This window comes from Saccharopolyspora sp. CA-218241 (genome assembly GCF_050954615.1).
Classification (GTDB): Bacteria; Actinomycetota; Actinomycetes; order Mycobacteriales; family Pseudonocardiaceae; genus Saccharopolyspora; species Saccharopolyspora cebuensis.
Map to the genome: position 1 here is coordinate 2966302 of NZ_CP191860.1, position 23078 is coordinate 2989379.

Genomic DNA, 23078 nt, shown 5'->3' on the forward strand with positions numbered 1-23078 from the left:
CGCCGCGCCCCCGTGGACCGACCCCCTGGCGACAACCCGCCACCCAGGACGATCACCTCCCGGGCCCGGTCCACTTGGTACGGTCCCCGCCATGACCGAACCAGCCGGGGAACCGACGGGCACGACCTGCAAGTTCCCCGGATGCACCCGCCCGGTACCGCGCCACAGCGGCCCCGGGCGGCCCCCGGAGTACTGCGACCTGCCCGAGCACACCCGGTGGCGGGCCTGGAAGGAACGCCAGCGGCTGCACGCCGAACAGGACCAGCAGCCCGACCCCGTCCTCCCCGCCACCGACCTCGACGGCGCCCGCGTCCGCGCCGACGACCTGCTGCGCCAGTACCGGTCGCTGAGCGACCAGCTCGCCCGCACCCTGCGCGCCGCCATCGACGAACTCGGCGCCATCGCCGACCCCAGCGCCGCCGAAGCCCAGGTGCAGGCCGCCCACGCCGAAGCCGCCCACCGCGTCGCCCAAGCCGAACAAGCCCTGGCCACCGCCCAGCAGCACCGCCGCCGCGCCGAGCAGACCGCCGCCGACGCGGTCGCCGCCGCAGACGACGCCGCCGCGGCCGCCGAGGACGCCACCCGCGACGCCGACCAGGCCCGCACCCAACGCGACGAAGCGCTCACCCGCGCCGACCACGCCCAGCAGCAGGCCACCGAAGACGTCCACGCCGCCCGCAACGAAGCCGACGTCGCCATCGCCGCCGCGCACCGCGACGCCCAGCAGCGCATCGACACCGCCCGCGCCGAAGCCCAGCGCGCCGCCGACGCCGCCGCCGAACGGGCCACCGCGGCCGAACAGGACGCCCAGCAGCGCATCGCCGAGCACACCGCCGCCCGCGACGAGGCCGACCGGCGCGCCGCCCGCGCCGAGCACACCGCCGAGACCGCCCAGCAGCAGCTCACCGAAACCAAAACCGCGCTGCACCAGGCCCGCCAGGACACCACCGCCGCCCGCGAGGAACTCGCCGCGCTGCGCCGCGAGCACACCGCCGAACTCGACCGGCTCCGCACCGAACACCAGCAGCGGTTGCGGGAGGAACGCGACACCGCCGCCGCGCGGCTGGCCGCCGTCGACGACGCCCGCGAGCAGAGCCGCGCCCGCGCCGAGCGCGCCGAAGCCCAGCTCGACGTCCTCACCGACCAGCTCCGCGCCACCCGCACCACCGACCACGGCGACCCGAAACCGGCGTCCCCGTAGGAGCACCCGCGGGCGGCGGCCCGATCAGCTGTCCGGGTCCTCCGCCCCGGGCTCGCCGCGCAGCCGCTCCAGCCGGGCGGCGATCATCAACTCGACGGCCTGGCTCAGCGCGAACACCAGGACCGCCAGCAACGCCCCCACCGGCCACGCCGCACCCCGGGGGACCGTCAGGGCGACGACCACGGCCATGCCCAGGCCCAACGCGACCGACACGATGTCGAACGCCGTGCCCAGCAGCACCACCGCCCGCGGCGCGGCCCCCAGCCGCCGCCGGAACCCGCGGGTGGTCACGGCCTGCAGCAGCGTGAACGCCGCGGCGGCCGACATCGCGAACCCGACGATGTCGGCCAGCGACGGCGACCCCACCAGCTGGTTCAGCGCACCGTAGGACGAGGTGATCATGATCGAGAACCCGAACGCCGCGCTGTTGTCGATGACGGCGGTCTGCAACCCCACGTGGGCGCTGCGCCGGACGTGGGACTCACCGCTGCTGCGACCCGCACCCATGCGCCCCACCGTAGGTCCCGCGGCCGCCGCGCCGCCCCCGGACGCACCCGGGCCCGCACCGCGCGCGGCGGTGCGGGCCCGGGACGAGCCACGCCTCAGATCAAGCCGAGCTCGCGGACCGCGTCGCGCTCCTCGGTGAGCTCCCGCACCGAAGCGTCGATGCGCTCCCGGGAGAACTCGTCGATCTCCAAGCCCTGCACGATCTCGAACCTGCCGTCGCGGGCGGTCACCGGGAACGACGAGATCAGACCCTCCGGCACCCCGTAGGAACCGTCGGACACCACACCCGCCGAAGTCCAGTCACCCTCCGGCGTCCCGTTCACCCAGGTGTGCACGTGGTCGATCGCGGCGTTGGCCGCCGACGCCGCCGACGACGCCCCGCGGGCCTCGATGATCGCCGCACCGCGCTTGGCCACCGTCGGGATGAACTCGTCGGCCAGCCAGGACCGCTCCACCTGCTCGGCGGCGACCTTCCCGCCGACCTCGGCGTGGAACAGGTCCGGGTACTGGGTCGCCGAGTGGTTGCCCCAGATCGTGAGCTTGCTGATGTCGGTGACCGACGTCCCCAACTTCTGCGCGAGCTGCGTCAACGCCCGGTTGTGGTCCAACCGGGTCATCGCGGTGAACCGCTCCGCCGGCACGTCCGGGGCGTGGGACTGAGCGATCAGCGCGTTGGTGTTGGCCGGGTTGCCCACCACCAGCACCCGCACGTCCTCGGCGGCGCCGGCGTTGATCGCCTCGCCCTGCGGCTTGAAGATGCCCCCGTTGGCCTGCAGCAGGTCACCGCGCTCCATGCCCTGCGAACGGGGCCGCGCACCGACGAGCAGACCGACGTTGGTGCCGTCGAAGGCCACCCCGGCGTCATCGGTGATGTCGATGCTCCGCAGCAGCGGGAACGCGCAGTCGTCGAGCTCCATCGCGGTGCCCTCCGCGGCCTTCACGGCCTGCGGGATCTCCAGCAAGCGGAGCTTGATCGGGGTGTCGGGCCCGATGAGCTGACCGGAGGCGATCCGGAACAGCAGCGCGTAGCCGATCTGACCGGCCGCACCGGTGACGGTCACGGTGACGGGAGCTTGCGTCATGGGATTTCGTTCTCCTGCTCGCCGGGTGAATGCCTGCCCGGGACTCTATCCCCGCCGGTGCGGTGGCGTTGCGGACCCGCCACGGATCACAGTGGACCACCCCCCGGACCGATTCAGCCACGCACCCGGCAGGGGAGAGCACCCCCACCCCCAGCACCCGAGGCCCACGCTCACCGCCCCCCGGCGGCGGACACGAGCCCCGCCACCAGGCCCACCAGCCATGATCGCAGCACCCCGTCCCGCCGCCCACCGAATTCCCCGCCCGGGACTGCGACCGACCTCTCAGCACCACCCCACCACCCCGCTGAAGTGCGGCGACCCCCCACCCGGCCACCCCACCCGGCACCGGTCCCGCCGAACCGCTTGCGCCACGAGGCACCATCGCGATGGGATCGCGGGGTGTTGCGGCGCAAACAGGTGGTGGTCGACTCCACCACGGTGACCTACGTGGACACCCCCGGGTACGAGCAGCGGATCCGACTCGTCGACGTCCACGGCCCCGACCCGCTGCACGCCCTGCGCACCCACCTGGCCGGCCGGGACCTGCTCGCCCCCGTCGACCTGGCCCGCACCCTCATCGCCCACGGCGCCGAGCTCAAGCGCCACGCCCACGAGATGCGCCGCGACCTCGCCACCCCGCCACCACCAGCCGACTGGGCCCGCGAACACCCCGCACCACCCCGGCACGTGGTGCCCTGCGACCGCGACGCCACCGCGCTGCTGCCCGCCTGGCAACGGGCCTTCCCACCCGGCCACCCCGACGGCGCCGACGGCGACGACCAACGCGCCCTCACCGACGTGCTCCGCCCCCTGCTCTCCGGCGTCGTCCTCGGCACCGTCCTCGACAGCAGCGCCCTGGTCGTCGACGCCCGCGACGACGTCATCGCCGGCATCGTCATCAACGACCGCGGCGGCCTGCCGTGGGTGGGGAGCTGTTCCGCGACCCCGACCACCCCGGCCTCGGCGGCCTGCTGCTGCGCCGCGCCCTGGCCCACCTCGCCGCCGACGGCCACCCCCAAGCCGGCCTCGCCGTCACCGCGGGCAACCCCGCCCAACGCCTCTACGAACGCCTCGGGTTCACCGTCGTCGACACCACCATGACCCTCGCCGTGCCCTGACCCCGCTACACTGCCCACCATGACGTGCGCGCAGCAGGCCTGGTGGCGCTCCCCCTAGGAGCGGCCACCCACCCACGCGCACCCACCACCGCGGGCCGTTCGACACGGACGGCCCGTCCCTCGTCCTCCCGGACACCCCGGTGCCGTCCACCGCACCGCCCGGCCACCACCGGACCACGGGAGACGACACCATGACCACCACCGCCCAGCAGCGCAGCGCCGACCTCGACACCCGGCTCCGCGCCCACCCCGACCGGTTCCGGGTGCTCACCGGCGACCGGCCCACCGGACGACTGCACCTCGGCCACTACTTCGGCACCCTGCACAACCGCGTCCGGCTGCAACGCCTCGGCGTCCCGCTGCACCTCGTCATCGCCGACTACCAGGTGATCACCGACCGCGACACCGCCGAACACCTCGACGAGCACGTCGAAGAACTCCTCCTCGACTACTACGCCGCCGGCCTCGACCTCGAACGCTGCACCCCGTTCACCCACAGCGCCGTGCCCGCCCTCAACCAGCTCATGCTGCCGCTGCTGAGCCTGGTCTCACTGCCCGAACTGCACCGCAACCCCACCGTCAAGGACGAGATCACCCACTCCCGCCAAGCCTCCGTCAACGGCCTCATGCTCACCTACCCCGTCCACCAAGCCGCCGACATCCTCTTCTGCGGCGCCAACGTCGTCCCCGTCGGCCAGGACCAGCTCCCGCACCTCGAACTCACCCGCACCCTCGCCCGCCGCTTCAACGACCGCTACGCACCCGTGTTCACCGAACCCGAAGCGCTGCTGTCCCCGGCACCCCTCGTGCTGGGCACCGACGGCACCAAGATGAGCAAGAGCCGCGGCAACGCCATCCACCTCGCCGACACCCCCGACCGCACCGCCCGGCTGCTGCGCGGCGCCACCACCGACTCCCAACGCCACATCACCTACGAACCCGACACCCGCCCCGAGATCGCCAGCCTGCTCCTGCTGGCCTCCCTCTGCACCGGCCAGGACCCGCACCGCATCGCCGAAGACCTCGGCTCCGCGGGCGCCGCCGCCCTCAAGAACACCGTCACCGACGCCGTCAACACCCACCTGGCACCGCTGCGCGCCCGCCGCGCCGAACTCGCCCAGGACCGCACCCACCTCCGGCGCCTCCTGCGCGAAGGCAACGCCCGCGCCCGCGACCACGCCGAGAGCACCCTCGACCAGGTCCGCACCGCCATGGGCACCCGCTACTGACCCCCGCCCCAGGTCCGGCACCGACCCGCGGTGCCGGACCCTCACCCGCCCAGGTAGCCCGACCCGCGCGCCGACAACCGCACCCCACCGGCCACCGGCTCCACCAGCCCCAGCTCCCGCAACCGCCACAGATCCGACTTCACCCGCGACACCGGCCGCCCCAGCTCCCCGGCCAGCTCCGCGGGACGCACCCCCGCCCGGCCCACCAACGCCCCCAGCAGCACCCGCGTCCACGGACCCCGCGGCGCCGACACGTCCCACCGGGCCAACCGGCGATCCAGCTCCGCCCGCTCACCCCGCGACAGCACCACCGGCTCCGCCTCCGCCGCCACCGGCCCCAGGTACGCCACCTCCACCCGGTACACCGGCCCGCTCCCGTGCCGCGCCAACGACGACCGCAACCCCGCAGCCCCCGAAAACCCCGCCCGGCGGGCCTCCTCCTCACCGATCGCCGCCGGATCCACCCGCGTCACCGCACCGACACCCACCACGCCCTCCGGCGTCTCCACCCGCGCACCCGGACGCGCCTGCGGACTGGCCCACCGCCGGAACAGCACCGTGATCCGACCCGCCACCACGTCCCGCAACACCCGACCGCTCAGCAGCACCCCACCACGCTACGGCCCCCGGACGGCCGCCCGCGGAGCCACCGACCCGCGCCGCGACGGGGGAGCGGCGCCACCCACCGGGCCTCCGATGGTCACCACCTGATCACCACCGGCCACCGCGGCTAGCACCCCCGACGCCCCGCACGCGACAATCGGGGCATGCTGCAGGCCTGCCTCAACGGCGCCCGCTCGCCCCGCGAGCACTACCAGCTCCCCGTACGTCCCGAACAACTCGCCCGAGCCGCCGCCGACGCGGTCACCGCGGGCGCCGACGAGATCCACCTGCACCCCAAAGCCCACGACGGCACCGACAGCCTCGACCCCCACCTGGTCGCCGCCGCCCTGCGCACCGTCCGCGCCGCCGTGCCCCGCACCCCCGTCGGCATCACCACCAGCACCTGGAGCACCCCCGACGCCGCCGCCCGCATCCGCGCGCTGCGCGCCTGGACCGCGCTGCCCGACCACGCCACCGTCGACTGGCACGAACCCGGCGCCGCCGACGTCACCGACGCCCTGCTGCGCCGCGGCATCGCCGTGCACGCCGTCGTGCCCTCCGGCACCGACGCCCACGACGCCCTCCTGCGCAGCCCGCTGCGCGACCGCATCACCCGCGTCGTGGCCCGCGTGACCGACCCGACCGGCGGAGCCACCACCACCGCCGCGGCCCTGCGCGACCGGCTCCGCCCGCTCACCGCCCCCGTCCTGCTGCACGGCACCGGCCCCGGCGCCTGGACCGTCCTCGCCCTCGCCCGGCGCGGCGGGGGACCGGCGCGCATCGGCCTGGAGGACACCCTCGTCCTGCCCGACGGCCGCATCGCCGACGACACCGCCGCGCTGGTCACCGCCGCGCTCGCGCCGCACCACCGCCGCCGGCCCGACACGCCGACGCCTTCCGGTTGATCCGCGCGCCGACCCCCGACACGTGGTAGCGTGAACGCGGGTCGTAAGCCTTTCTGGGATCGTGTCTGTGCATGCTCGCAGGATGTCGCGCGGACATGTTGCTGTCTTTGGTTCTGCTGGAGAAGCCGTTGTCTGAAGGCCCGGGCGCCACGAAGTGTGGTGGTTCGTCAAAATCCAGTTCAAGTAGGAGACAGGTATGGCAGAGGGCACCGTGAAGTGGTTCAACTCCGAGAAGGGCTTCGGCTTCATCGCGCCGAACGACGGCGGACCGGACGTCTTCGTCCACTACTCGGCCATCGACGCGAGCGGCTTCCGCACCCTCGACGAGAACCAGGCGGTGACCTACGAAGTCACCCAGGGCCCGAAGGGACCGCAGGCCTCCGGCGTGCGCGCCCTCTGAGTCCCCGTCCCGGCCGGCCACGGCCGTGAACGGACTTCGCGGTGCCCCCTCCCGCCCCGGCGGGAGGGGGCACCGTCGTCACCGCCCCGGACAGCCCGCCGACTCCGCCAGCAGCTCACCGACCATCCCCGGCCTGCTCCACTGCGGACAATGCCCGCCGGGCACCACCACCGACTCCACGTCACCCCAGCGGACCCCCGACGACACCAGCTCCGGCATCCGGTCCGCCGCACCGCGCACGAACGTCATCGGCACCTCCCGCCATGCCGCACCCCGCACCGCCTGCGTCCCGGTCGCCGGGTTGTTCGGCCGCAGCAACCCGATCGCCTCCGCCGCCCGCTCCGGCGCCACGTCGTGGAACAACGCCTCCCGCGCCGATTCCGCCGTGAGCTCCAGCAGCCCGTCCGCCCGCACCCGCACCGCCTCGGCCACCCCGGCCGACGGTGCCACCGGCGCCAGATCCGCCACGCTCTCACCCACGTCCGGCACCGCCGCCGCCACGTACACCAACCGCCGCACCCGCGGATGCGGCCCGGCGGCCGCCTCACTGATCACCGCCCCGCCGTAGGAATGCCCGCACAGCACCACCGGACCGGGCACCTCGTCCAGCACCTCCCGCACCCGGTCGGCGTCGTCGTGCAGATCACCCGCCGCACCCGAACCGCCCATCCCGCTCGGCAGCTCCACCGGGACCGACCGCACCCCGGCCCGCGCCAACGCCACCACCACGTCCCGCCAGGACCAGGGGCCCAGAAATCCGCCGTGCACCAACACCACCGTCGCCGCCATGCGGACACCCTAAGAACCACCGGCGCACGCCGGAACGGCCGACACCCGCCCGGAGCAACAGGCCGGGGGAGGGCAGTGGTGCGGCGCGCTCCAGTGCTCCGGGGACACTGCCGGCGGTCACCCCGATGAGGGGGAGGGGAACCGTGATCAGCGGTGCGGATCGCCCGGTACAGGGGAGTGACCCCCGGCGGGCACCGGACGGCCCGCCGGAACCGCCCAGCGAACATGAACACCACTATGGTGGATAACGTTCATTATCCATCATTTGGAGTTGCGGTTCCGGCCGCGCGGGGAGGAGAGCGGGCGCGGTCCCAGGTGATGAGGTCGAGCTCGTCCAGGTTCGCGTCGTCATCCGGTTCGCCCTCGCGAGCGTGACGGGCGCGGCGATGTGCATGGTCGAGGCGTGGACGGCGCAGGAGGTCGGCGAGCGCCAGGTCCAGAGCCGGATTTTCCTCCTTTTTCGCTGGTGTGATCGTCGGGGAATTCTCCTGGCGATCACCTGCTGTGCTGAATGGTCGCGCGGGGTCGATTCCACCTTCGCACGGGAACGGGATCCGAACGTGGCGTGCTGGTCCGTTCCATTGGCGGCGCGGCGAATAGTCCTGGGCCGGGAAATGCGCGCCGCTGCGGGATCGACTGTTCCGGCGGACGTCCGGGCGGACTCGTGTGCGCGCCGCGGCTGCCGGTGCCGTGCACCGGATGCGTCGTGCGCCCGGAGTGGCGCGCGCGGCCGGGTCGTGCTGCCGGAGCGGACCGCTTTCCTGATGTCCGCGCAGCTCAGCACAGTGCCGATAATGCACATTATGTTAAGTAGCACGTTCGGCGCCTCGCCGGGAGCACTTCCCCACCGGGCGCCGCGTCACCGGCGAGGCGGCCGGTCCGGGCTGCCCCGCCGACGACTGCGCACGGCGCGTCAGGTGACGACCGCTCCCCGCGCTACGCCGGTCCGGCCCGGCCTGGTGGCCGTCGCGGACTTCACGGGGTGACGATGCCGAATCCGGGATCCGGCTGGTCCAGCACCCCCACCAGGGCCGCCAGCACGCCCGGGTCCCCGGTGTGCCGGATCCCGGTCAGGTCCGGCTCGCGCAGCAGGTCCAGCAGTTGTTGCTTGGTCAGCGACAGGACCAGCCGGGCGTCGGTGTCCGGGACCTCGTCGCTGCGGTAGGTCAGCACGCCGTTGGCCAGTCTCAGGTGCCAGATCCGGTTCTCGTCGGTCACCTCCCAGTCCATGGCGAGGGCGAGGTCCCACGCCTCCGGCCCGTTCACCCGGATCGCGATCGAGTCGATGATCTGGTCCACCGTGAGCGCGGCCATCATGCTCGGGCTGGAGCTGGACGGGCCGCCCGGTTTCCGGCCCTCGCGCAGTTCCAGCGCGGCCGTCAGGTAGAAGTTCCGCCACACCGCGTTCTCCGACATCTGGCCGAGCGCGGTGTGGACGTTCGCGAGTTCCCGCTTGGCCTGGTCGTTGTCCGGCTCGGCGAACACGCAGTGGTTGAGCAGGGTGGCCGCGAAGCGCAGGTCGCCCCGCTCGGCGTAGGAGCGGGCCTGCTCGATGCCTGCCGCGGCACCGCCCATCACTTCGACCCAGCGCTTGGCCTGCTCGGCGGGTGGATGTTCCCACAGGTGCGCCGGGTTCCCGTCGAACCAGCCCATGTAGCGCTGGTAGATGCCCTTGACGTTGTGGCTGAGCGAGCCGTAGTAGCCGCGGTTGGCCCATTCCCGGTCCAGCACCGGGGGCAGCACCAGGGTTTCGGCGATCTCCGCGGGGGTGCGGCCCTGGTTGATCAGCCGCAGGGTCTGGTCGTGCAGGTAGGCGTACAGGTCGCGCTGGCGCCCCACCAGGTCGGTGATCTCGTCGGTGCCCCAGGTCGGCCAGTGGTGGCTGCCGAAGGCGACCTCGGCTCGGCCGCCGAACAGCGTGATGGTCTCGGTGAGGTAGTGCGACCACTGCCGGGCGTCGCGGACCTGGGCGCCCCGCAAGGTGATGATGTTGTGCATGGTGTGGTTCAGGTTCTCCGCCACGCACAGGGCTTTCAGGTCCGGGAAGTAGAAGTTCATCTCCGCGGGCGCTTCCCCGCCCGGGGTCATCTGGAACTCGATGGTGATCCCGTCGATGGTCCGGCGCTCACCGGTCTTGGCGATGATCTCGGTCGGTGGCACGAGCGTCGTCGTCCCGGTCGCGACCGCCTGGCCGAGTCCGCAGCCGATCTGCCCTTCCGGGGACCGTTCGAGCGGGGCGCCGTACATGTAGGCGGCGCGGCGGCTCATCGCGGTGCCGGCGTAGACGTTCTCGGTGACCGCGTGCTCCATGAACCCCTCGGGTGCGAGGACCGGCACGCCGTCCGGTGGCGAGATTCCGCCGGTACCGCCGAAGTGGTCGACGTGCGAATGGGTGTAGATGACGCCGGTGATGGGTCGGTCGCCGCGGTGCCTGCGGTAGAGCCCGAGCGCTGCCGCGGCGGTCTCGGAACTGGTGAGCGTGTCGATGACGAGCACGCCGGTGTCGCCCTCGACGAGGGTCATGTTCGCGAGGTCGAGCCCGCGGACCTGGTAGATGCGGTCGGTGACCTGGTACAGGCCTTGCTTGGCGGCGAGCTGGCCCTGCCGCCACAGGCTCGGGTCGGCGGTGGCGGGGGCTTCGCCGGACAAGAACGAGTACGCGTCGGCGTCGTAGACCACGGTGCCGTCCCGGCCGGTGACCTTGCCGGGTTCGAGGCGGCCGAGGAACCCGCGGTCGGCGTTGGCGAAGTCCGTGCGGTCGGCGTACGGGAGTGCGGACGTGTCGACCGGTGGCCGGCCGCGGTAGACCGTCGCGGTGGGCCGGGAACCCGGTCCGGTGGGCGTGCAGGCCGTGGTCGTCACGGCGGCGGCCGCCACCGCCGCGCCGGCTACGAACTGCCGCCTGTTGATCGGTTGCACTTCGGCTCCTCTGCTGCTGTTCGGGGCCCTCTCCCCTTCCACTTCTCCCAGCGGGACCCTATTAATTCAAGTGTTTTATACGACATTGACGGCCTTGTTCCGGGTGCGCGAGGATTCCCGGGTGGATACTCGTGCGGAATTGCTGCTCGCCGCGGAACGCCTGTTCGCCGAGCACGGCATCGACGGCGTCTCGCTCCGGCAGGTCGCCGCCGGGGCGGGGCAGCGCAACGTGGCCGCCACGCACTACCACTTCGGGGACAAGCACAAGCTGATCACCGCGATCTTCACGCACCGGCTCGCCGACATCGACCAGCGCCGCGACGAGCTGTTCGACATCGCGCGCGCCCGCGGCCGGGACCGGGATCCGTGGCACCTCGCCGCCGTGCTGGCCCGCCCGTTCGCCGAGCAGGCCGCGCGGCCGGGCAGCCACTACGCGCGGTTCGTCGCCAGGCTCTACGACCACGTCGGGCGGACCGTGGCGGAGTTGCCGGGCTACGGTCTGGTGGGCAGCGCGGTGCCGGTGATCGCGCGTCTCGAGGAGCTGCTGACCGAGCAGGTGTCCGTCGACGTCGCCCGGTTCCGGCTCGAGCTGGGCGCACGGCTGCTCATCACCGGTGCCGCCGATCTCGAAGCGCACGCCCGGAGCAGCGCGGACGGTCTGGACGAGCAGCGGCTGACCTGGCTGATCGACGCGATCGCCGGTGTGCTGACCGCACCGGGGGCGGCGGGAGCACCGTAGGGCGCCGCCGCTCCCCCGTCCTGCCGCGTGGTGCTCCCGGTTTGAGCGCCGTGGTGGCCCTCCGTACCGTCGGGTGCACGTGCAGCCGTGCTGGAGGGAGTGCGCGTGGAACAGGTGCGTGCCGTCGCGTTCGACGTGTTGGAGACGCTGCTGGACCTGGGGCCGATGCGGTCGCGGCTGGCCGCGGTCGGTCAGCCGCCGGAGCTGCTGCAACCCTGGTTCCTGCGGCTGCAGCGCGACGCGATGGCCCTGACCTTGGCCGGTGATGTGGCGGAGTTCGGCGCCGTGGCGCGGCAGGCGCTGCGCACGGAGACCCGGCACACCGCCGCGGAGGACGAGCTGGACCACGTGCTGTCGGGTTTCGGGGAGCTGCCCGCGCATCCGGATGCGGAACCGGCGCTGCGGCGGCTCACCGAGGCCGGGATGCCGGTGGGATGCCTGACGGTCGGCGACCCGGAGGTGACGGCGCGGTTCCTGGCCGGTGCGGGGCTGGACGGATACGTCGGGCCGGTGATCACCGCGGGCGAGGCCGGCGTGTGGAAGCCCTCCCCCGGCCTGTACCGCACGGCGGCGCAGCGCCTGGGCGTGCCGCTGGGCGGGTTGGCGGTGGTGGCCGTGCACGCGTGGGACTGCCACGGCGCGAAGCGGGCCGGCTGCGCGGCCGGGTGGTGCTCGCGGTTGGAGGGCCGCTACGGCGCGGTGTTCGCCCCGCCCGACGTGGTGGGTGATGACCTGGTGCGGGTGGTCCGGGGGCTGCTCGGGAGCTGATGTCCCAGGCGGGCCGCGTCGGAGCGGTTGTCACTCCTTCGGGGTGGGGGTGCTGGGTGGGCGGCGTGTGCGCCCGGCCGGATGCGGGTTTGATGGGGGCGGTAACCGACCGCGTTCGCTGGGTGGCGAGTGATGACCGATCCTGAGGGCGGTGCCGCACCGTCCGACCGCGAGGCGCTGTCGCGGAGTCGTGCGGTGCTGCGCGAGCACAGCGGTGCGGGCACGGTCGCGATCGTGTCGCTGGACGTCGGCGGTCGCGTGGTGACGTGGAACGCCGAGGCCGAGCGGCTGCAGGGCTACACCGGTGAGGAGATCATCGGCAGGCACTTCTCGGTGTTCTACCCGCCGGAGGAGGTTTCGGAAGGTTTCCCGGATGCGGAGCTCACGCGGACCGCCGAGATCGGGGTGCACGTCGACGAGGGTTGGCGGGTGCGCCGGGACGGGACGCGGTTCTGGGCCTACACGGTGCTCGCCGCCCAGCAGGGCGAGTCCGGTGACTTGCGGGGTTTCATCAAGGTGATCCGCGACGAGACCGAGACCCACGCCCGTCATCAGCGGTCGTACCAGCGGTTCACCGATCTGTTCGGGTTGGCCCCGGTCGGGGTGGCGTTCTTCGACGAGGCCGATCGGGTGCGAGAGTGCAACGACGCGCTGTGCGGGCTCCTGGGGCGGTCCCGGGCCGAGCTGCTGGGGGCGCGGGGGCTGGAGCTGCTGCACCCGGACGACCAGGAGTTCGGGTTGACCGCACCTCGGGCCCGGAAGGAGGCCGGGGGCGGAGCGGGTCAGCGGGTGCTGGCGCGCTCCGACGGGCAGCGGGTGGTGTGCGAGGTGCGCAGTGCTCTGTCGGTGCAGGACGACGGGAGCCGGTTCTGGCTGGTGGTGTTCCAGGACGTCACCGAACGCATTCGCCGCACCGAGGAGCTGCGGTACCAGGTGACCCACGATCCCCTGACCGGGTTGCCGAACCGGCAGGGTGTCGCGGAGCTGCTGGCGTCCTCGTCGGAGCGGATGGGGTTGCTGCTGTGCGACATCGACAACTTCAAGCGGGTCAACGATTCGCTGGGGCACGCCGCCGGGGATGAGCTGATCGTGCAGGCCGGGCGGCGGCTGGCGGCGGCGTTGCCGGAGGGCTGCGCGGTGGCGCGGTTGTCGGGTGACGAGTTCCTGGTGGTGCTCGAGGATGTGGAGTCGGTGGAGTCGCTGCGGTGGTGCGCCGATCACGTCGCGCGGGTGCTGCGGATGGTCTCGCCGATCCGGGAGCACCTGGTGCGGGTGACGGCGTCGGTGGGGGCGGCGATGTTCCCCTCCGGGGAGATGACCGGGGAGGATCTGCTGCGCTTCGCCGATGCGGCGGTGTTCCGCGCCAAGCGGTCGGGCACGGGGCAGGTGGCCCTGGCCGATCCGGCGATGGCGACGCGGGCGGCGCAGCAGGTGCGGATGGAGGGCGAGCTCGCCGAGGCGCTGCGCACCGACGGGCTGGAGCTGTACTACCAGCCGGTGGTGGACGCGCAGCGCAGGATCGTCACGGCCGAGGCGTTGCTGCGCTGGCCGCATCCGGAGTTCGGGCTGCTGGGGCCGGATGTGGTTCTGTCGACCGCGGAGCAGGGCGACCTGTTGCGGGAGGTGGACCTGTGGGTGCTGCGGACGGCGCTGCGGGAAGCCGCGGACTGGCCGCGGGTGCACGGCCGGGACGTGCGGGTCGCGTTGAACCTGAGCGCGAAGATCACCACCGAGCTGGCGTTCCTGGAGACCATCGACGAGACGCTGACCGGGTGCCGGATCGATGCGCGGCGGGTGGTGCTGGAGGTGACCGAGACTTCGCTGGTCGACGTGTCGACGGTGGCGCGGGAGGGCATGGGCCGGTTGATCGAGCGGGGTGCGACGTTCGCGGTGGACGACTTCGGCACGGGCTATTCGTCGTTGGCGCGGCTGAAGGACCTGCCCGCCGGGATCATCAAGCTGGACCGGCAGTTCGTGTCGGGTTTGGAGCAGGAGGAGGCCGACCGGGCGATCGTGCGCTCGGCGATCGACTTGGCGCACGCCACCGGGCGCAGTTGCGTGGCCGAGGGCGTGGAGACCGCGGCGCAGTTCGAGCTGCTGACCGCGATGGGCGCCGATACGTTCCAGGGCTGGTTGTTCGCGCGGGCGATGCCGGTGGCGAAGTTGCGGGAGCTGCTGGCGGTGGGGTCGCTGCCGCTACCCTGAACGCCTGACCGCTCGTCATCGGAGAAGGTGGTGGGGTGCCGCAGGACCGGCGTTTCGTGGTGATCACCGGCGGTCCCGGGTCGGGCAAGAGCACGCTGGTCGAGGCGCTGGCGCAGCGCGGGCATGCGCGGACCCCGGAGGCCGGCCGCGGGGTGATCGTCGATCAGGTCGGCATCGGGGGTTCCGGGGTGCCGTGGCGGGACGAGGTGCTGTTCGCGGAGCTGATGCTGAGTTGGGAGCTGCGGTCCTACCGATGGGCGCAGTCGCGCCCGGGTGTGGTGTTCTTCGATCGCGGGATGCCGGATCTGGTGGGGTTCCTGCGCGTGCGGGGCCGTGAGGTGCCCGCGCACGTCGATGCGGCGGCGCGCGGTTTCGGTTATCGGCGGGAGGTGTTCCTGGCTCCGTTCTGGCCGGAGATCTACGGCGTGGATGCCGAGCGCGGCCAGTCCCCGGAGGAGGCCGAGGCGACCTTTCACGCCATGGTGGAGGCCTACACCGAGTACGGGTACCGGCTGCTGGTGCTGCCGAAGTCGAGCGTGGCCGACCGGGTCGACTTCGTCCTCGACGCGCTGCGCTGAGCCGCGGCGCGGCGTTGCCCGCCTCCGAGGATCAGCCGCCTCCCCTCACCTTCTTTTCGTCACCGTGATGGAAATGGTCAGGGGTGAGGGGTGCCTTGATCCGGTTCTTCCGCGGGCCCGGGGGTGCTCGTGGCGGCGGCGACGAGGTGCGCCGGGTCGCGGGTGACCGACAGTGCGACGTGGTCGTAGAGTTGGGTGATCGCCGCCGAGGAATGCCCGAGCGCGTCCCGGCGGTCCTCCAGCGCCGCTCCCCGCTCCCGGGCGATGGTGTTGAAGGTGTGCCGCATCGAGTGCGGCGTGATCCGCTTCGGGGTCGGGACGCCGGCTTCGGCCGCGATCCGCTGCACCAGTCGGTACACCTGGTGCCGGTTCACCGGAGCACCACCCAGGGTCAGGATCAGCGCCTCGGCGTCCGAGGCGGGCCGCACCGCCAGGTAGGCGTCGAGCGCGGGCGCCAGCGGCGCGGGCACCGGCCGGGTCCGGACCTTGCCGCCCTTCATCCGCACGGTGAGCACCCGCATCCCGTCGCGCTGGCCGAGGTCGGACAGCCGCGCCTGGCACACTTCGGAGACCCGCAGCCCGAGCCCGATGAGCAGACCGACGACCACCGCGGCGGCCTCCGCGCCGAGGGTGCGGTGCCCGCGCTGCCCGGTGGCGGTGACCATCGCCGCGGCCTGCTGCTGGGACACGCTCGCCGTCGGTGAGTGGCCCCGGTCGTAGCGGGGCCGGGCCGCGTCGCGGGCCGGGTTGGCGTCGAGGACCCCGGCGCGGACCAGGAACGTGTACCAGCTCGACACGGCCGCGAGCTTGCGGGCCCGCGTCGAGGCCGCCAGCACCCGGCCGGTGCGCGGGTGCGGTACCGACGCCAGCTCGGTGGCGTACATCTGCACTTCCGGCAGCCGCAGCGCCAGCGGGTCCAGCGACCGCCGCGTGCACCAGGCCAGGTACTCCCGCAGGTCCCGGGCGTAGGCGGCGCGCGTGTCGGCCGACTCGGCGTAGGACCCCAGCCACGCCGACACCAGCGCCCCCACGGTGTGCCCGGTCCGCCCCGTCGCCGCCAGCAATTCCGTTTGCGGCCGCAGCGGCACCGTCTCCCCCGCCCCGGCGGTGTCGATCTTCATGTGCCCATCATAGCGCACATAAGCGTGATTATGCGCGCACTCCTGCGCGGGGATCATCGGGCACGCCTTATCGTTTCGTTTCTATAAAAACGTTTTCGCAAGACCTGCAACGTAATCAGGCGGGAACTGGGGCCAAGCCATCGAAGCTCTGCCCAGCTCGTTGACGGCCTTGATCGCTGTCCCGGGCGGCGCCGACGAGGCCTGCGCCCTGGAGGCGCTGACCACCGACCGGTGAGCCGTGGTGGGCAGGGCCTAGCGGCGGGTGGCGTTGAGGTCGACGTGTCCGACCAGCTCGGCGGCGAGGTCGCCGCGGCCGCGCAGGAGGTCAGTGCCGAAGATGTGGCGCAACACGTGCGGGCCGAAGGCCTCGCCGTTGTCGGCCGGGGGCCGATCTCGTCCCGGCTCCGGGGGCGGGATACCGCGGGCCCACGTGGACACCGCCCCGCCGTCGCGGTTGTGGATGGGCGGCCCGGACTTGGTCGGCCCTGGTCGTCCAGGAGCGCCTCGATCGAGGCACGGGCCGGGTGTGCAGGGGCACGGTGCGGTCCTTGCCGCCCAACCTGGGCCAGGGGCCTACACCCAGATCTACTCGCCGACCCCGCAGTGCCGGTCGAGCAGATGATGCAGGCCCCGGCCGCGCCGGGCTGGGCCGAGGAGTTGCGCGCCGACCTGGAGGGGATCCGACGCGTGAAGGTGGCCGAGCGCACCTTCTGGCCACATGTGAGAGCCCCCGCCGCAGAATCGGCGGAGGCTCTCATGAGTGCCCAGGACGCTCCGGCGAGGACGCAGGTAGCGGCCGCACCGAAGGGCTCGAATCTCCCGGAGCCACGGTCACCGCCTGGCGGGGATCACCATCGACTGATGAGTGGCCGCGGCTTTCGCTCGATCCGGCAACGGGCTTCCTGGTCCCTGGTTGCGCCTCTTGGGTTCACATGTACAGGACCCTGCTCAGGCGGACACCGTATTCCGCGTCGGGATTGGTCACGGCGTCCCCGACCCTTTCCCGGATCGCAGCGACCGCCAGGTCCCGCCGCTTGGGCAAGCGCGCCGCATCGGCCGCTTCCAGCGCGGTCGGCATCTCCTGTCGGGTGAGGTCGGTGCAGTAGCAGGGAGCACCCGGCTGCTGCCGCCATGACTGCGCGAGCGTTCCGGCATCGAATGCGTCGAACCCGGTGTCCTCGACGAGCGCCATCCCCACGTCGCGCTCCCCGTCGCTGTCGGCCGCGACCGGGATGGCGATGCGCCCCGGACTTCCCGCGGGCGTGCCCTTCCTGGCCAAGGAGTCGGAACCGATCGCGTTCCATGCTTTGACCACGGGTCGGCCCAGCTGTTCGGTCACCCACAGGCTTTCGACCTGGCCTGCCTCGATGGCCGTGATCCGGTCGTCGCGCATCGGGTAGTAGTTCGACGTGTCGATGATGACCGTCTCAGCAGGCACCCCGGCGATCAGCGACGCGATCTGCGCAAGACGGTTCATCGGGATCGACAGGATCACGACGTCCACGTCCACCACGGCTTCGGCCGCTGAGACCGCTCGCCCTCCCACGGCCAGCACGTCGGCCGCGATCGTGTGCGGTCCGCGCGAGTTGGCCACCTTCACGTCGTGTCCGGCAGCGCTCAACCGCTGGGTGAGGGTCTTGCCGATGTGCCCGACTCCTACAATGCCGATCTTCACGGTGGGTCTCCTGTGTGGTGATGGATGTGGTGAAGCGGAACTGGTCGGCCCCGCACCGTTCTCGCGCCGACGCCCGGGCGGTGGACGCCAGCGACAGCGACACACCTGACCGCAGCAGGAGCGGGCGCCTGCGTGCCGCCGGTCGAGTCAGAGCCCGTGGGCCCTTCGTTGGTCGCTAGTGCGCCCCGTCCAGGACTCCGGGAGTGTCGTGCAGCACCACGCTCTCGGCCAGCGGTACCCGACCCATCCGGTACTCCTTCGCAGGCCCCTCGGGGTCGGCCCGGCCGAAGGACATGCCGAACAACAGCTTCATCCGCGGCTTGACATCCAAGGACTCACGCACCACGTCGGCGTAGGAGCCCAGCATCGTCTGCGGAATGCCCGCCAGGCCGCGCGCCTCCAACGCGAGAAGGAAGGTCTGCGCGTACATGCCCACGTCACCGGCCACACGAACCCCGTCGCCGAACTGGGGCATGAACAGCAGAGCCACGTGAGGGGCGCCGAAGAACTCCAGGTTGCGCAGCGCGGCGGCGCGGCGCCCTGGTGCGTCGGAACGCTCCACCCCCAGGGACTGGTAATAGGCCGCGCCCTGCTCACGAGCGCGTTGGAGGTAGACGCCCTCGCCGAAGTCGGCGTAGTCGAAGCTGAAGTCGGAGGAGAACCGGCCGTCCCTGTCCGCGTCCAGCAGCGCGGCGCTCAGGGCGTCGCGCTGCGCGCCCGAGACGATGTGCACCTGCCAGGGCTGGGTGTTGCAGTTGGACGGCGCCTTCTGTGCGTCCTCCAGCACCGCACGGATGTCGGCCGCGGGCACCGGATCCGGGACGAAGCCCCGGACCGAGCGCCGGGAGCGCACGATGTCGGTGAAGGCACGGGGACTGTCAGGCACGACGGTTCCTTCCGGGTGGGGTCGGTTCACGCGCACACCGCACGACCACGTCCTGGTGGTTGGTGGCGGCCGCGCCGCTACACTAGGACCTGACATTGGTGTCAGGGGCAAATCGGAACGGAGGCCGTTCGTGCGGATCGGGGAGCTGGCCGAGCGGACTGGAGCCAGCGTGCGTTCCCTGCGCTACTACGAGAAGCAGGGCATGCTGTCCAGCGAACGCAGCGCCAGTGGGCAGCGCCACTACGGCGAGGACGCCGTGAGCCGTGTGGTGTTGATCCGGCAGTTCTTCGCCGTGGGGATGAACAGCACGACCATCGCTGCGCTCTTGCCGCACATCAAGAACAACGGGGAGCGCTGCCCGCCGCAGGTCCTGCGCCAGCTCGTCTCCGAACTCGAGCGCATCGACACCCAGGCGGAGGAACTGGCCCGCGCACGTCAGACTCTGGATGGCATGGTCAAAGCCACCCAGGAAGCCATGCGCGGCGAGTGAACACCGCCTGAGCCACGCCTGCCCGTTGACCATCGTGCCTGGGTGCTACCCCGGCAGATCACCCGTGCGGGTCGCGCAGGGGTCGCGAACAGGACAAGCCGGTACCGTCGTCCCACCCCGGGGCTACCGCCAGATCCTGCAGCAGTCCTCCTCGCCCCCAGGTGCGTGAGGACGCGGGCCTGGACCGCCGCCGGGCGCTGGCGGCGTTGGTCCACGACCGGCCCGCCCGCTCACATGAAGGCGGTGACGCCCTCGTAGTGGGCCCGGGGTGCTTGGCCCGCTGCCGCGTATTCGAGGAGCAGCAGGCCGTTGGGCGTCGCGTCGTGGCGGACCAGGCGGAGACCGGACGCGCCACCATCCGCGCCGGTCAGGAGGCGTCGGCCGGTGCGGAGCACTGTGGGCGCGACCGCGAGGCGGAGCGTGTCGATCAGGCCTGCTGACAGCAGCGCGTCGCCGAGGCGAGCGCTGCCGTGGATCTGGAGTTCCCGTCCCGGTCGTGCTTTGAGTTCGGCGACCGTCACGACCGGGTCGCCGGTGAGCACGGTCGTGGGGTGCCAGGTCCCCTCGGTGAGGGTGTTCGTCACGACGTACTTCGGCAGCGCGTTCATCCGCTCGGTGAAGGGATCGGCCGGATCGGTGATCTCCGGCCAGTCGCGCGCGAATGCCTCGTAGGTGCGCCTGCCGAGCAGCAGGCCGTCCGCGAGGTCGAGCCATTCGGAGGTGCGCCGGACGAAGGTCTCGTCGAGGTAGGGCACGAGCCAGCCGCCGCGGGTGAACCCGTCGGTGGTGTCCTCGTCGGGCGAGCCCGGTCCCTGGCTGACGCCGTCGAGCGTGACGAACTCGGTGAGGGTGATCTTCATCGTGCCGCCTCCTGCTCGACGAACGTGGCCAGCTGAGCCGCGACCGTGCCCCAGCCCTCGGCGAAGCCGAGCTTTCCGTGCAGGGCGCGGGCGTGCGGGTCGGCGTGGCGGATGACGAGCCGGTAGTCCGTGCCATCCGGGTGCTCCCCGAACGTGATCGTGGCGGTCATCGCGACTGGGGCGGGGTTCGCCGGACGCCACGAGCTGTCGACCGCGTTGGTGAACACGATCCGCTCGAGTTCGTCGACGGCGAGGAAGCACGCGTCCAGGTGCGGGACGAACTCGGCCCCGTCGTCGCTCATCCGCGTCACGAACGCCCCGCCGGGCCGGGCGTCGAGGCGGTCCACCTGGCAGCGGGTCGGCGCCGGGATCCACCACTGCGCGAGCCGGGCCGGGTCGGTCCAGGCGCTCCACACGGTGGCACGCGGGGCGCGGATGATCCGCTCCAGGCCGAGGTCGAGATCGGGGTTCACGGCGTGCTCTCCTCCGGGGCGGTGACGAACTGTTCGAGGCGGTCGGTGCGCTCCTCCCAGGTGCGGCGCTGCTCGGCGAGCCAGTCGTCGACGAGGGCGAGCCGCTCGCGGTCGAGCACGCAGGTGCGCACCCGGCCGGACTTGACCGTGCGGATGAGCCCGTTCGATTCGAGCGTCCGCACGTGCTTCATGAACGAGGGGAGGGTCATCGGGAATTCGCGCGCGAGTTCGCCGACGCTCGCCGACCCGCGCCCGAGGCGCCGGACGACGGCGCGCCTGGTCGGGTCGGCGAGCGCGACGAACACGCCGTCCAACTGCGACGAATACTGTGCCATCGGGCTAAGTATCACTTGACCCTGATGCTGAGCGCAACGGCTAAGTTTCCATCCGGACGGCTCGTGAGTCCCGTCGGGTCGGGCCCGCCGGGGCCGGGCCGGCCAACACAGCCGACCATCCGTGCTGCGCCGACAACAGCGACGACGAGGCCGCCGAGCCGCAGAACGCTGGTCGCCGACCTCGCGTGCTGCCGGCACGGGCTACCGTGCTCGGTGGCTCAGGTCAGGCCCGCGGGCGGAGCTGAGATTTCGGTGTGCCAGGCCGAGCCGCTGGGCAGCATGCTGAGCCGGCGTGAACCGTGGTCCGCTTCCGGAAGCGGATGGCCTGTTTCCCGGCTGGGTAGACCTGCGAGTGGCGGTGGAGGGGGCGCGCAGCCCTGCCCGCCGTCGGCTGTATCCGCGTGGATGAGGAGAGCGACGACGATGAAGGGCAAGGCCTTGCAGGAAGCGGCGCAGCGGTGTGCGCTGGACCTGCCGGCGACCACGCTGTACTCGTTCGAGCCCGGCTGGGAGGCGTGCCGGGTGCACGAGAAGTGGTTCCTGCTGATGACCGAGGTCCCGCGGCATTCCCGCGTGCGCGACGCCGGGGTCGTGGCCGGTCAGCCGGTCGTGATCGTCAAGGCCGATCCCAGCGACGCGGCAACGCTGCGGGAAGCGTATGCCGACATCACCGCCGGTTACCACATGAACAAGAAGCACTGGATCACCCTTGCTCCCGGCGACTCCATCGACGCGAAGCTGGTCGAGGAGCTGGTGACCGAGTCCTACCGCCTCGTGCTCGACACGCTGCCCCGCTCCCGTCGCCCCCTCGCCCCGGAGGCGGTCGGTGCCTGACCGCGACCCGCCCGCCGGGGCCCTGACCGGCCAGACGCTGCAGCACCTCGCCCGCAGCGCGGCCGCCGGACTGCCCGGCGTCACCCGCGGGCGGCCCTTCGTCGACAAGCTCGACGTCCACAAGGTGGCGGGCAAAGTCTTCCTGATCGTCACCGACGATCCGGACGAACGGATCATCACCGTCAAGTCCGAGCCCGAGCAGGCGCGAGCGCTGCGGCACAGCTACCCCTCGATCACCGCGGGCCGCTACCTCAACAAGGACCACTGGATCTCCGTGGGCGCCGGCCGCGGCATCACCGCGGAATTCGTCGAGGACTGCGTGACCGGCTCCTACGACCTCGTCCTGGACACCGTGCCGCACCGGCGCAGACCCCGCTGGGCGAACCCGTAGTCGGCACGGACTCGCCCAGCGGCTCTACGACAGCACACGATCGAGTGCCGCCCGGCCTGCGGGTCCCCATGTCGGCTTGCCGCCTGGAAGGCCCCGGTCCCCGTTCCGGCCGATCAGCATGAGGACCAGGCCCTTCAGGGCGGCCAGGCCGCGGGCGCGCCGGATCGTCCCCTCGTCCGCCTGCGCGTAGGCGTCGAAGAAGCGTGCGGCGGCGCCGGTGGGGAGGATGACCCATGCGGCCGCGAGGTCCCAGGCCGGATCGCCGGCGAACATGTCACCGAAGTCGAGCACGCCCGAGAGCGTCCCGTCCGAGACGACGACGTTCGCGGGATGCAGGTCGCCGTGCACCCACAGCGGCGGACCCGCCCACTCGGGTGCCGCGACGGCGTCGTCCCAGACGGCCCGGACACCGTCGGCGAGGTCCTCGGGGACGACGGCGTGGAAGAAGTGGTCGAACCCGTCCGAGCAGTTCTTGGGATGGTCGCCGCGGTCCGCGCTGACCGGCGCGTCCTCGGGCGCCGCCACGTGGAGTGCCGTGAGGAAACCCGCCAGGGCGTCGGCCGCGTGGTCGCCGCGGCTGAGGGAGGTGTGGTCCAGCGGCTCGCCGGGGACCCACGTCATGATGGTCCAGGGCTTCGGGAAGCGCGCGGATGGTGCACCGATCCGTACCGGGCCGGGGACCGGGAGCGGCAGGCGCGGGGCCAGGACGGGCAGCCACCGGCGCTCCGTGCGCTGGAGCCCCGGGGCACCGTCGGTACGCGGCATGCGCACGGCCAACTCGTCCCCGAGGCGCCACATGTGGTTGGCCCACCCGCCCGCTACTTCGCGGAGGGCCAGCCCCGCGAGGTCCGGATGCTGCTCCGCCAGCAGGTCGTGGACCAGGTCCGCGGTGATCTCGATCTCGGGGTCGGTCATGCGGGGCCACAGTACCGGTGGCCGCCGCCGATGGCTCCGCCCGTGACCCGCCGGA

At 72.3% G+C, this 23078-nt stretch carries 25 protein-coding genes; 12 read left to right on the forward strand and 13 right to left on the reverse strand.

The genetic code is table 11. The annotated features are described in order from the left end of the window. The first annotated feature begins 91 nt into the window (after positions 1-91). Positions 92-1201, forward strand: a complete 1110-nt coding sequence (locus ACQP0T_RS14080) for a hypothetical protein (RefSeq protein WP_433868468.1) — start codon at positions 92-94, stop codon at positions 1199-1201. Between the two features lie 24 nt (positions 1202-1225). Here the strand turns inward: ACQP0T_RS14080 and ACQP0T_RS14085 are convergent, their stop codons facing one another. Further along, entirely contained in the window at positions 1226-1708 is a 483-nt protein-coding gene (locus tag ACQP0T_RS14085) for a hypothetical protein (protein ID WP_433868470.1), read from the reverse strand. 95 nt (positions 1709-1803) lie between these two features. Continuing rightward, complete coding sequence (locus ACQP0T_RS14090) at positions 1804-2790, reverse strand: malate dehydrogenase (RefSeq protein ID WP_345366288.1); 987 nt, start codon at positions 2788-2790, stop codon at positions 1804-1806. Positions 2791-3176: 386 nt separating this feature from the next. On the opposite strand from ACQP0T_RS14090, the gene ACQP0T_RS14095 reads away from it, so the two are divergent. Both ACQP0T_RS14095 and trpS read left to right on the forward strand, forming a co-directional pair. Further along, positions 3177-3908 carry a GNAT family N-acetyltransferase gene (locus ACQP0T_RS14095; protein ID WP_433873718.1) on the forward strand — a complete coding sequence of 244 codons (732 nt, stop codon included), beginning with the start codon at positions 3177-3179 and terminating at the stop codon, positions 3906-3908. Between the two features lie 191 nt (positions 3909-4099). After that, positions 4100-5137: a tryptophan--tRNA ligase gene (trpS, locus tag ACQP0T_RS14100; protein WP_433868471.1), complete on the forward strand. Its 1038-nt coding sequence runs from the start codon at positions 4100-4102 to the stop codon at positions 5135-5137. A 41-nt stretch (positions 5138-5178) separates the two neighbouring features. Here the strand turns inward: trpS and ACQP0T_RS14105 are convergent, their stop codons facing one another. Next, positions 5179-5745, reverse strand: a complete 567-nt coding sequence (locus ACQP0T_RS14105; RefSeq protein ID WP_433868473.1) for a hypothetical protein — start codon at positions 5743-5745, stop codon at positions 5179-5181. Between the two features lie 159 nt (positions 5746-5904). Between ACQP0T_RS14105 and ACQP0T_RS14110 the strand changes: the two genes are divergently transcribed. Both ACQP0T_RS14110 and ACQP0T_RS14115 read left to right on the forward strand, forming a co-directional pair. After that, positions 5905-6645, forward strand: coding sequence for a 3-keto-5-aminohexanoate cleavage protein (locus tag ACQP0T_RS14110; RefSeq protein WP_433868474.1), 741 nt, complete (start codon positions 5905-5907; stop codon positions 6643-6645). 196 nt (positions 6646-6841) lie between these two features. Next, positions 6842-7045 (forward strand): cold-shock protein, encoded by a 204-nt coding sequence (locus ACQP0T_RS14115; protein WP_345366276.1) that lies wholly within the window; start codon positions 6842-6844, stop codon positions 7043-7045. 78 nt (positions 7046-7123) lie between these two features. On the opposite strand, the gene ACQP0T_RS14120 is transcribed toward ACQP0T_RS14115, so the two are convergent. Together ACQP0T_RS14120 and ACQP0T_RS14125 are read right to left on the reverse strand one after the other, a co-directional pair. Beyond that, complete coding sequence (locus ACQP0T_RS14120) at positions 7124-7834, reverse strand: alpha/beta fold hydrolase (RefSeq protein WP_433868475.1); 711 nt, start codon at positions 7832-7834, stop codon at positions 7124-7126. Between the two features lie 975 nt (positions 7835-8809). After that, the gene (locus tag ACQP0T_RS14125) at positions 8810-10753 is read right to left on the reverse strand and encodes an alkyl/aryl-sulfatase (protein ID WP_433868476.1); all 1944 of its coding nucleotides are present in this window, start codon (positions 10751-10753) and stop codon (positions 8810-8812) included. Positions 10754-10874: 121 nt separating this feature from the next. Here ACQP0T_RS14125 and ACQP0T_RS14130 point away from each other — a divergent pair, with 121 nt between their 5' ends. The 4 genes from ACQP0T_RS14130 to ACQP0T_RS14145 all read left to right on the forward strand — a co-directional run bounded on the left by ACQP0T_RS14130 (position 10875) and on the right by ACQP0T_RS14145 (position 15043). After that, the gene (locus ACQP0T_RS14130; RefSeq protein WP_433868477.1) at positions 10875-11492 is read left to right on the forward strand and encodes a TetR family transcriptional regulator; all 618 of its coding nucleotides are present in this window, start codon (positions 10875-10877) and stop codon (positions 11490-11492) included. Between the two features lie 105 nt (positions 11493-11597). After that, positions 11598-12260 carry an HAD family hydrolase gene (locus ACQP0T_RS14135; protein WP_433868478.1) on the forward strand — a complete coding sequence of 221 codons (663 nt, stop codon included), beginning with the start codon at positions 11598-11600 and terminating at the stop codon, positions 12258-12260. Between the two features lie 132 nt (positions 12261-12392). Further along, complete coding sequence (locus tag ACQP0T_RS14140) at positions 12393-14465, forward strand: putative bifunctional diguanylate cyclase/phosphodiesterase (protein ID WP_433868479.1); 2073 nt, start codon at positions 12393-12395, stop codon at positions 14463-14465. Positions 14466-14500: 35 nt separating this feature from the next. Beyond that, entirely contained in the window at positions 14501-15043 is a 543-nt protein-coding gene (locus tag ACQP0T_RS14145) for an AAA family ATPase (protein ID WP_433868480.1), read from the forward strand. A 77-nt stretch (positions 15044-15120) separates the two neighbouring features. Here the strand turns inward: ACQP0T_RS14145 and ACQP0T_RS14150 are convergent, their stop codons facing one another. The 4 genes from ACQP0T_RS14150 to ACQP0T_RS14165 form a co-directional block, all read right to left on the reverse strand. Further along, positions 15121-16164, reverse strand: coding sequence for a tyrosine-type recombinase/integrase (locus tag ACQP0T_RS14150; protein ID WP_433868481.1), 1044 nt, complete (start codon positions 16162-16164; stop codon positions 15121-15123). 252 nt (positions 16165-16416) lie between these two features. Further along, positions 16417-16602 carry a hypothetical protein gene (locus ACQP0T_RS14155; RefSeq protein ID WP_433868482.1) on the reverse strand — a complete coding sequence of 62 codons (186 nt, stop codon included), beginning with the start codon at positions 16600-16602 and terminating at the stop codon, positions 16417-16419. Between the two features lie 490 nt (positions 16603-17092). Then, positions 17093-17839 carry an NADPH-dependent F420 reductase gene (locus ACQP0T_RS14160; protein ID WP_433868483.1) on the reverse strand — a complete coding sequence of 249 codons (747 nt, stop codon included), beginning with the start codon at positions 17837-17839 and terminating at the stop codon, positions 17093-17095. Between the two features lie 175 nt (positions 17840-18014). Then, positions 18015-18725 carry a nitroreductase gene (locus tag ACQP0T_RS14165; protein ID WP_433868484.1) on the reverse strand — a complete coding sequence of 237 codons (711 nt, stop codon included), beginning with the start codon at positions 18723-18725 and terminating at the stop codon, positions 18015-18017. Between the two features lie 130 nt (positions 18726-18855). Between ACQP0T_RS14165 and ACQP0T_RS14170 the strand changes: the two genes are divergently transcribed. After that, a complete protein-coding gene (locus ACQP0T_RS14170) occupies positions 18856-19215 on the forward strand; it encodes a MerR family transcriptional regulator (RefSeq protein ID WP_433868485.1) in 360 nt (119 codons plus the stop codon). 230 nt (positions 19216-19445) lie between these two features. Here ACQP0T_RS14170 and ACQP0T_RS14175 read toward each other — a convergent pair whose 3' ends face one another. The 3 genes from ACQP0T_RS14175 to ACQP0T_RS14185 are packed head-to-tail and all read right to left on the reverse strand — an operon-like array spanning position 19446 to position 20883. Beyond that, positions 19446-20075, reverse strand: coding sequence for a dihydrofolate reductase family protein (locus tag ACQP0T_RS14175; RefSeq protein ID WP_433868486.1), 630 nt, complete (start codon positions 20073-20075; stop codon positions 19446-19448). Further along, positions 20072-20548 (reverse strand): SRPBCC domain-containing protein, encoded by a 477-nt coding sequence (locus tag ACQP0T_RS14180; protein ID WP_433868487.1) that lies wholly within the window; start codon positions 20546-20548, stop codon positions 20072-20074. The genes ACQP0T_RS14175 and ACQP0T_RS14180 overlap by 4 nt, the downstream gene beginning before the upstream one ends. Then, on the reverse strand, positions 20545-20883 hold the full coding sequence (locus tag ACQP0T_RS14185; RefSeq protein ID WP_433868488.1) for an ArsR/SmtB family transcription factor: 339 nt from the start codon (positions 20881-20883) through the stop codon (positions 20545-20547). The genes ACQP0T_RS14180 and ACQP0T_RS14185 overlap by 4 nt, the downstream gene beginning before the upstream one ends. A gap of 423 nt (positions 20884-21306) precedes the next feature. On the opposite strand from ACQP0T_RS14185, the gene ACQP0T_RS14190 reads away from it, so the two are divergent. Both ACQP0T_RS14190 and ACQP0T_RS14195 read left to right on the forward strand, forming a co-directional pair. After that, positions 21307-21717, forward strand: coding sequence for an MmcQ/YjbR family DNA-binding protein (locus tag ACQP0T_RS14190; RefSeq protein ID WP_433868489.1), 411 nt, complete (start codon positions 21307-21309; stop codon positions 21715-21717). After that, positions 21710-22108, forward strand: a complete 399-nt coding sequence (locus ACQP0T_RS14195; RefSeq protein ID WP_433868490.1) for an MmcQ/YjbR family DNA-binding protein — start codon at positions 21710-21712, stop codon at positions 22106-22108. The genes ACQP0T_RS14190 and ACQP0T_RS14195 overlap by 8 nt, the downstream gene beginning before the upstream one ends. A 24-nt stretch (positions 22109-22132) precedes the next feature. Here the strand turns inward: ACQP0T_RS14195 and ACQP0T_RS14200 are convergent, their stop codons facing one another. Next, complete coding sequence (locus ACQP0T_RS14200; protein ID WP_433868491.1) at positions 22133-23023, reverse strand: aminoglycoside phosphotransferase family protein; 891 nt, start codon at positions 23021-23023, stop codon at positions 22133-22135. Between the last annotated feature and the right edge of the window lie 55 nt (positions 23024-23078).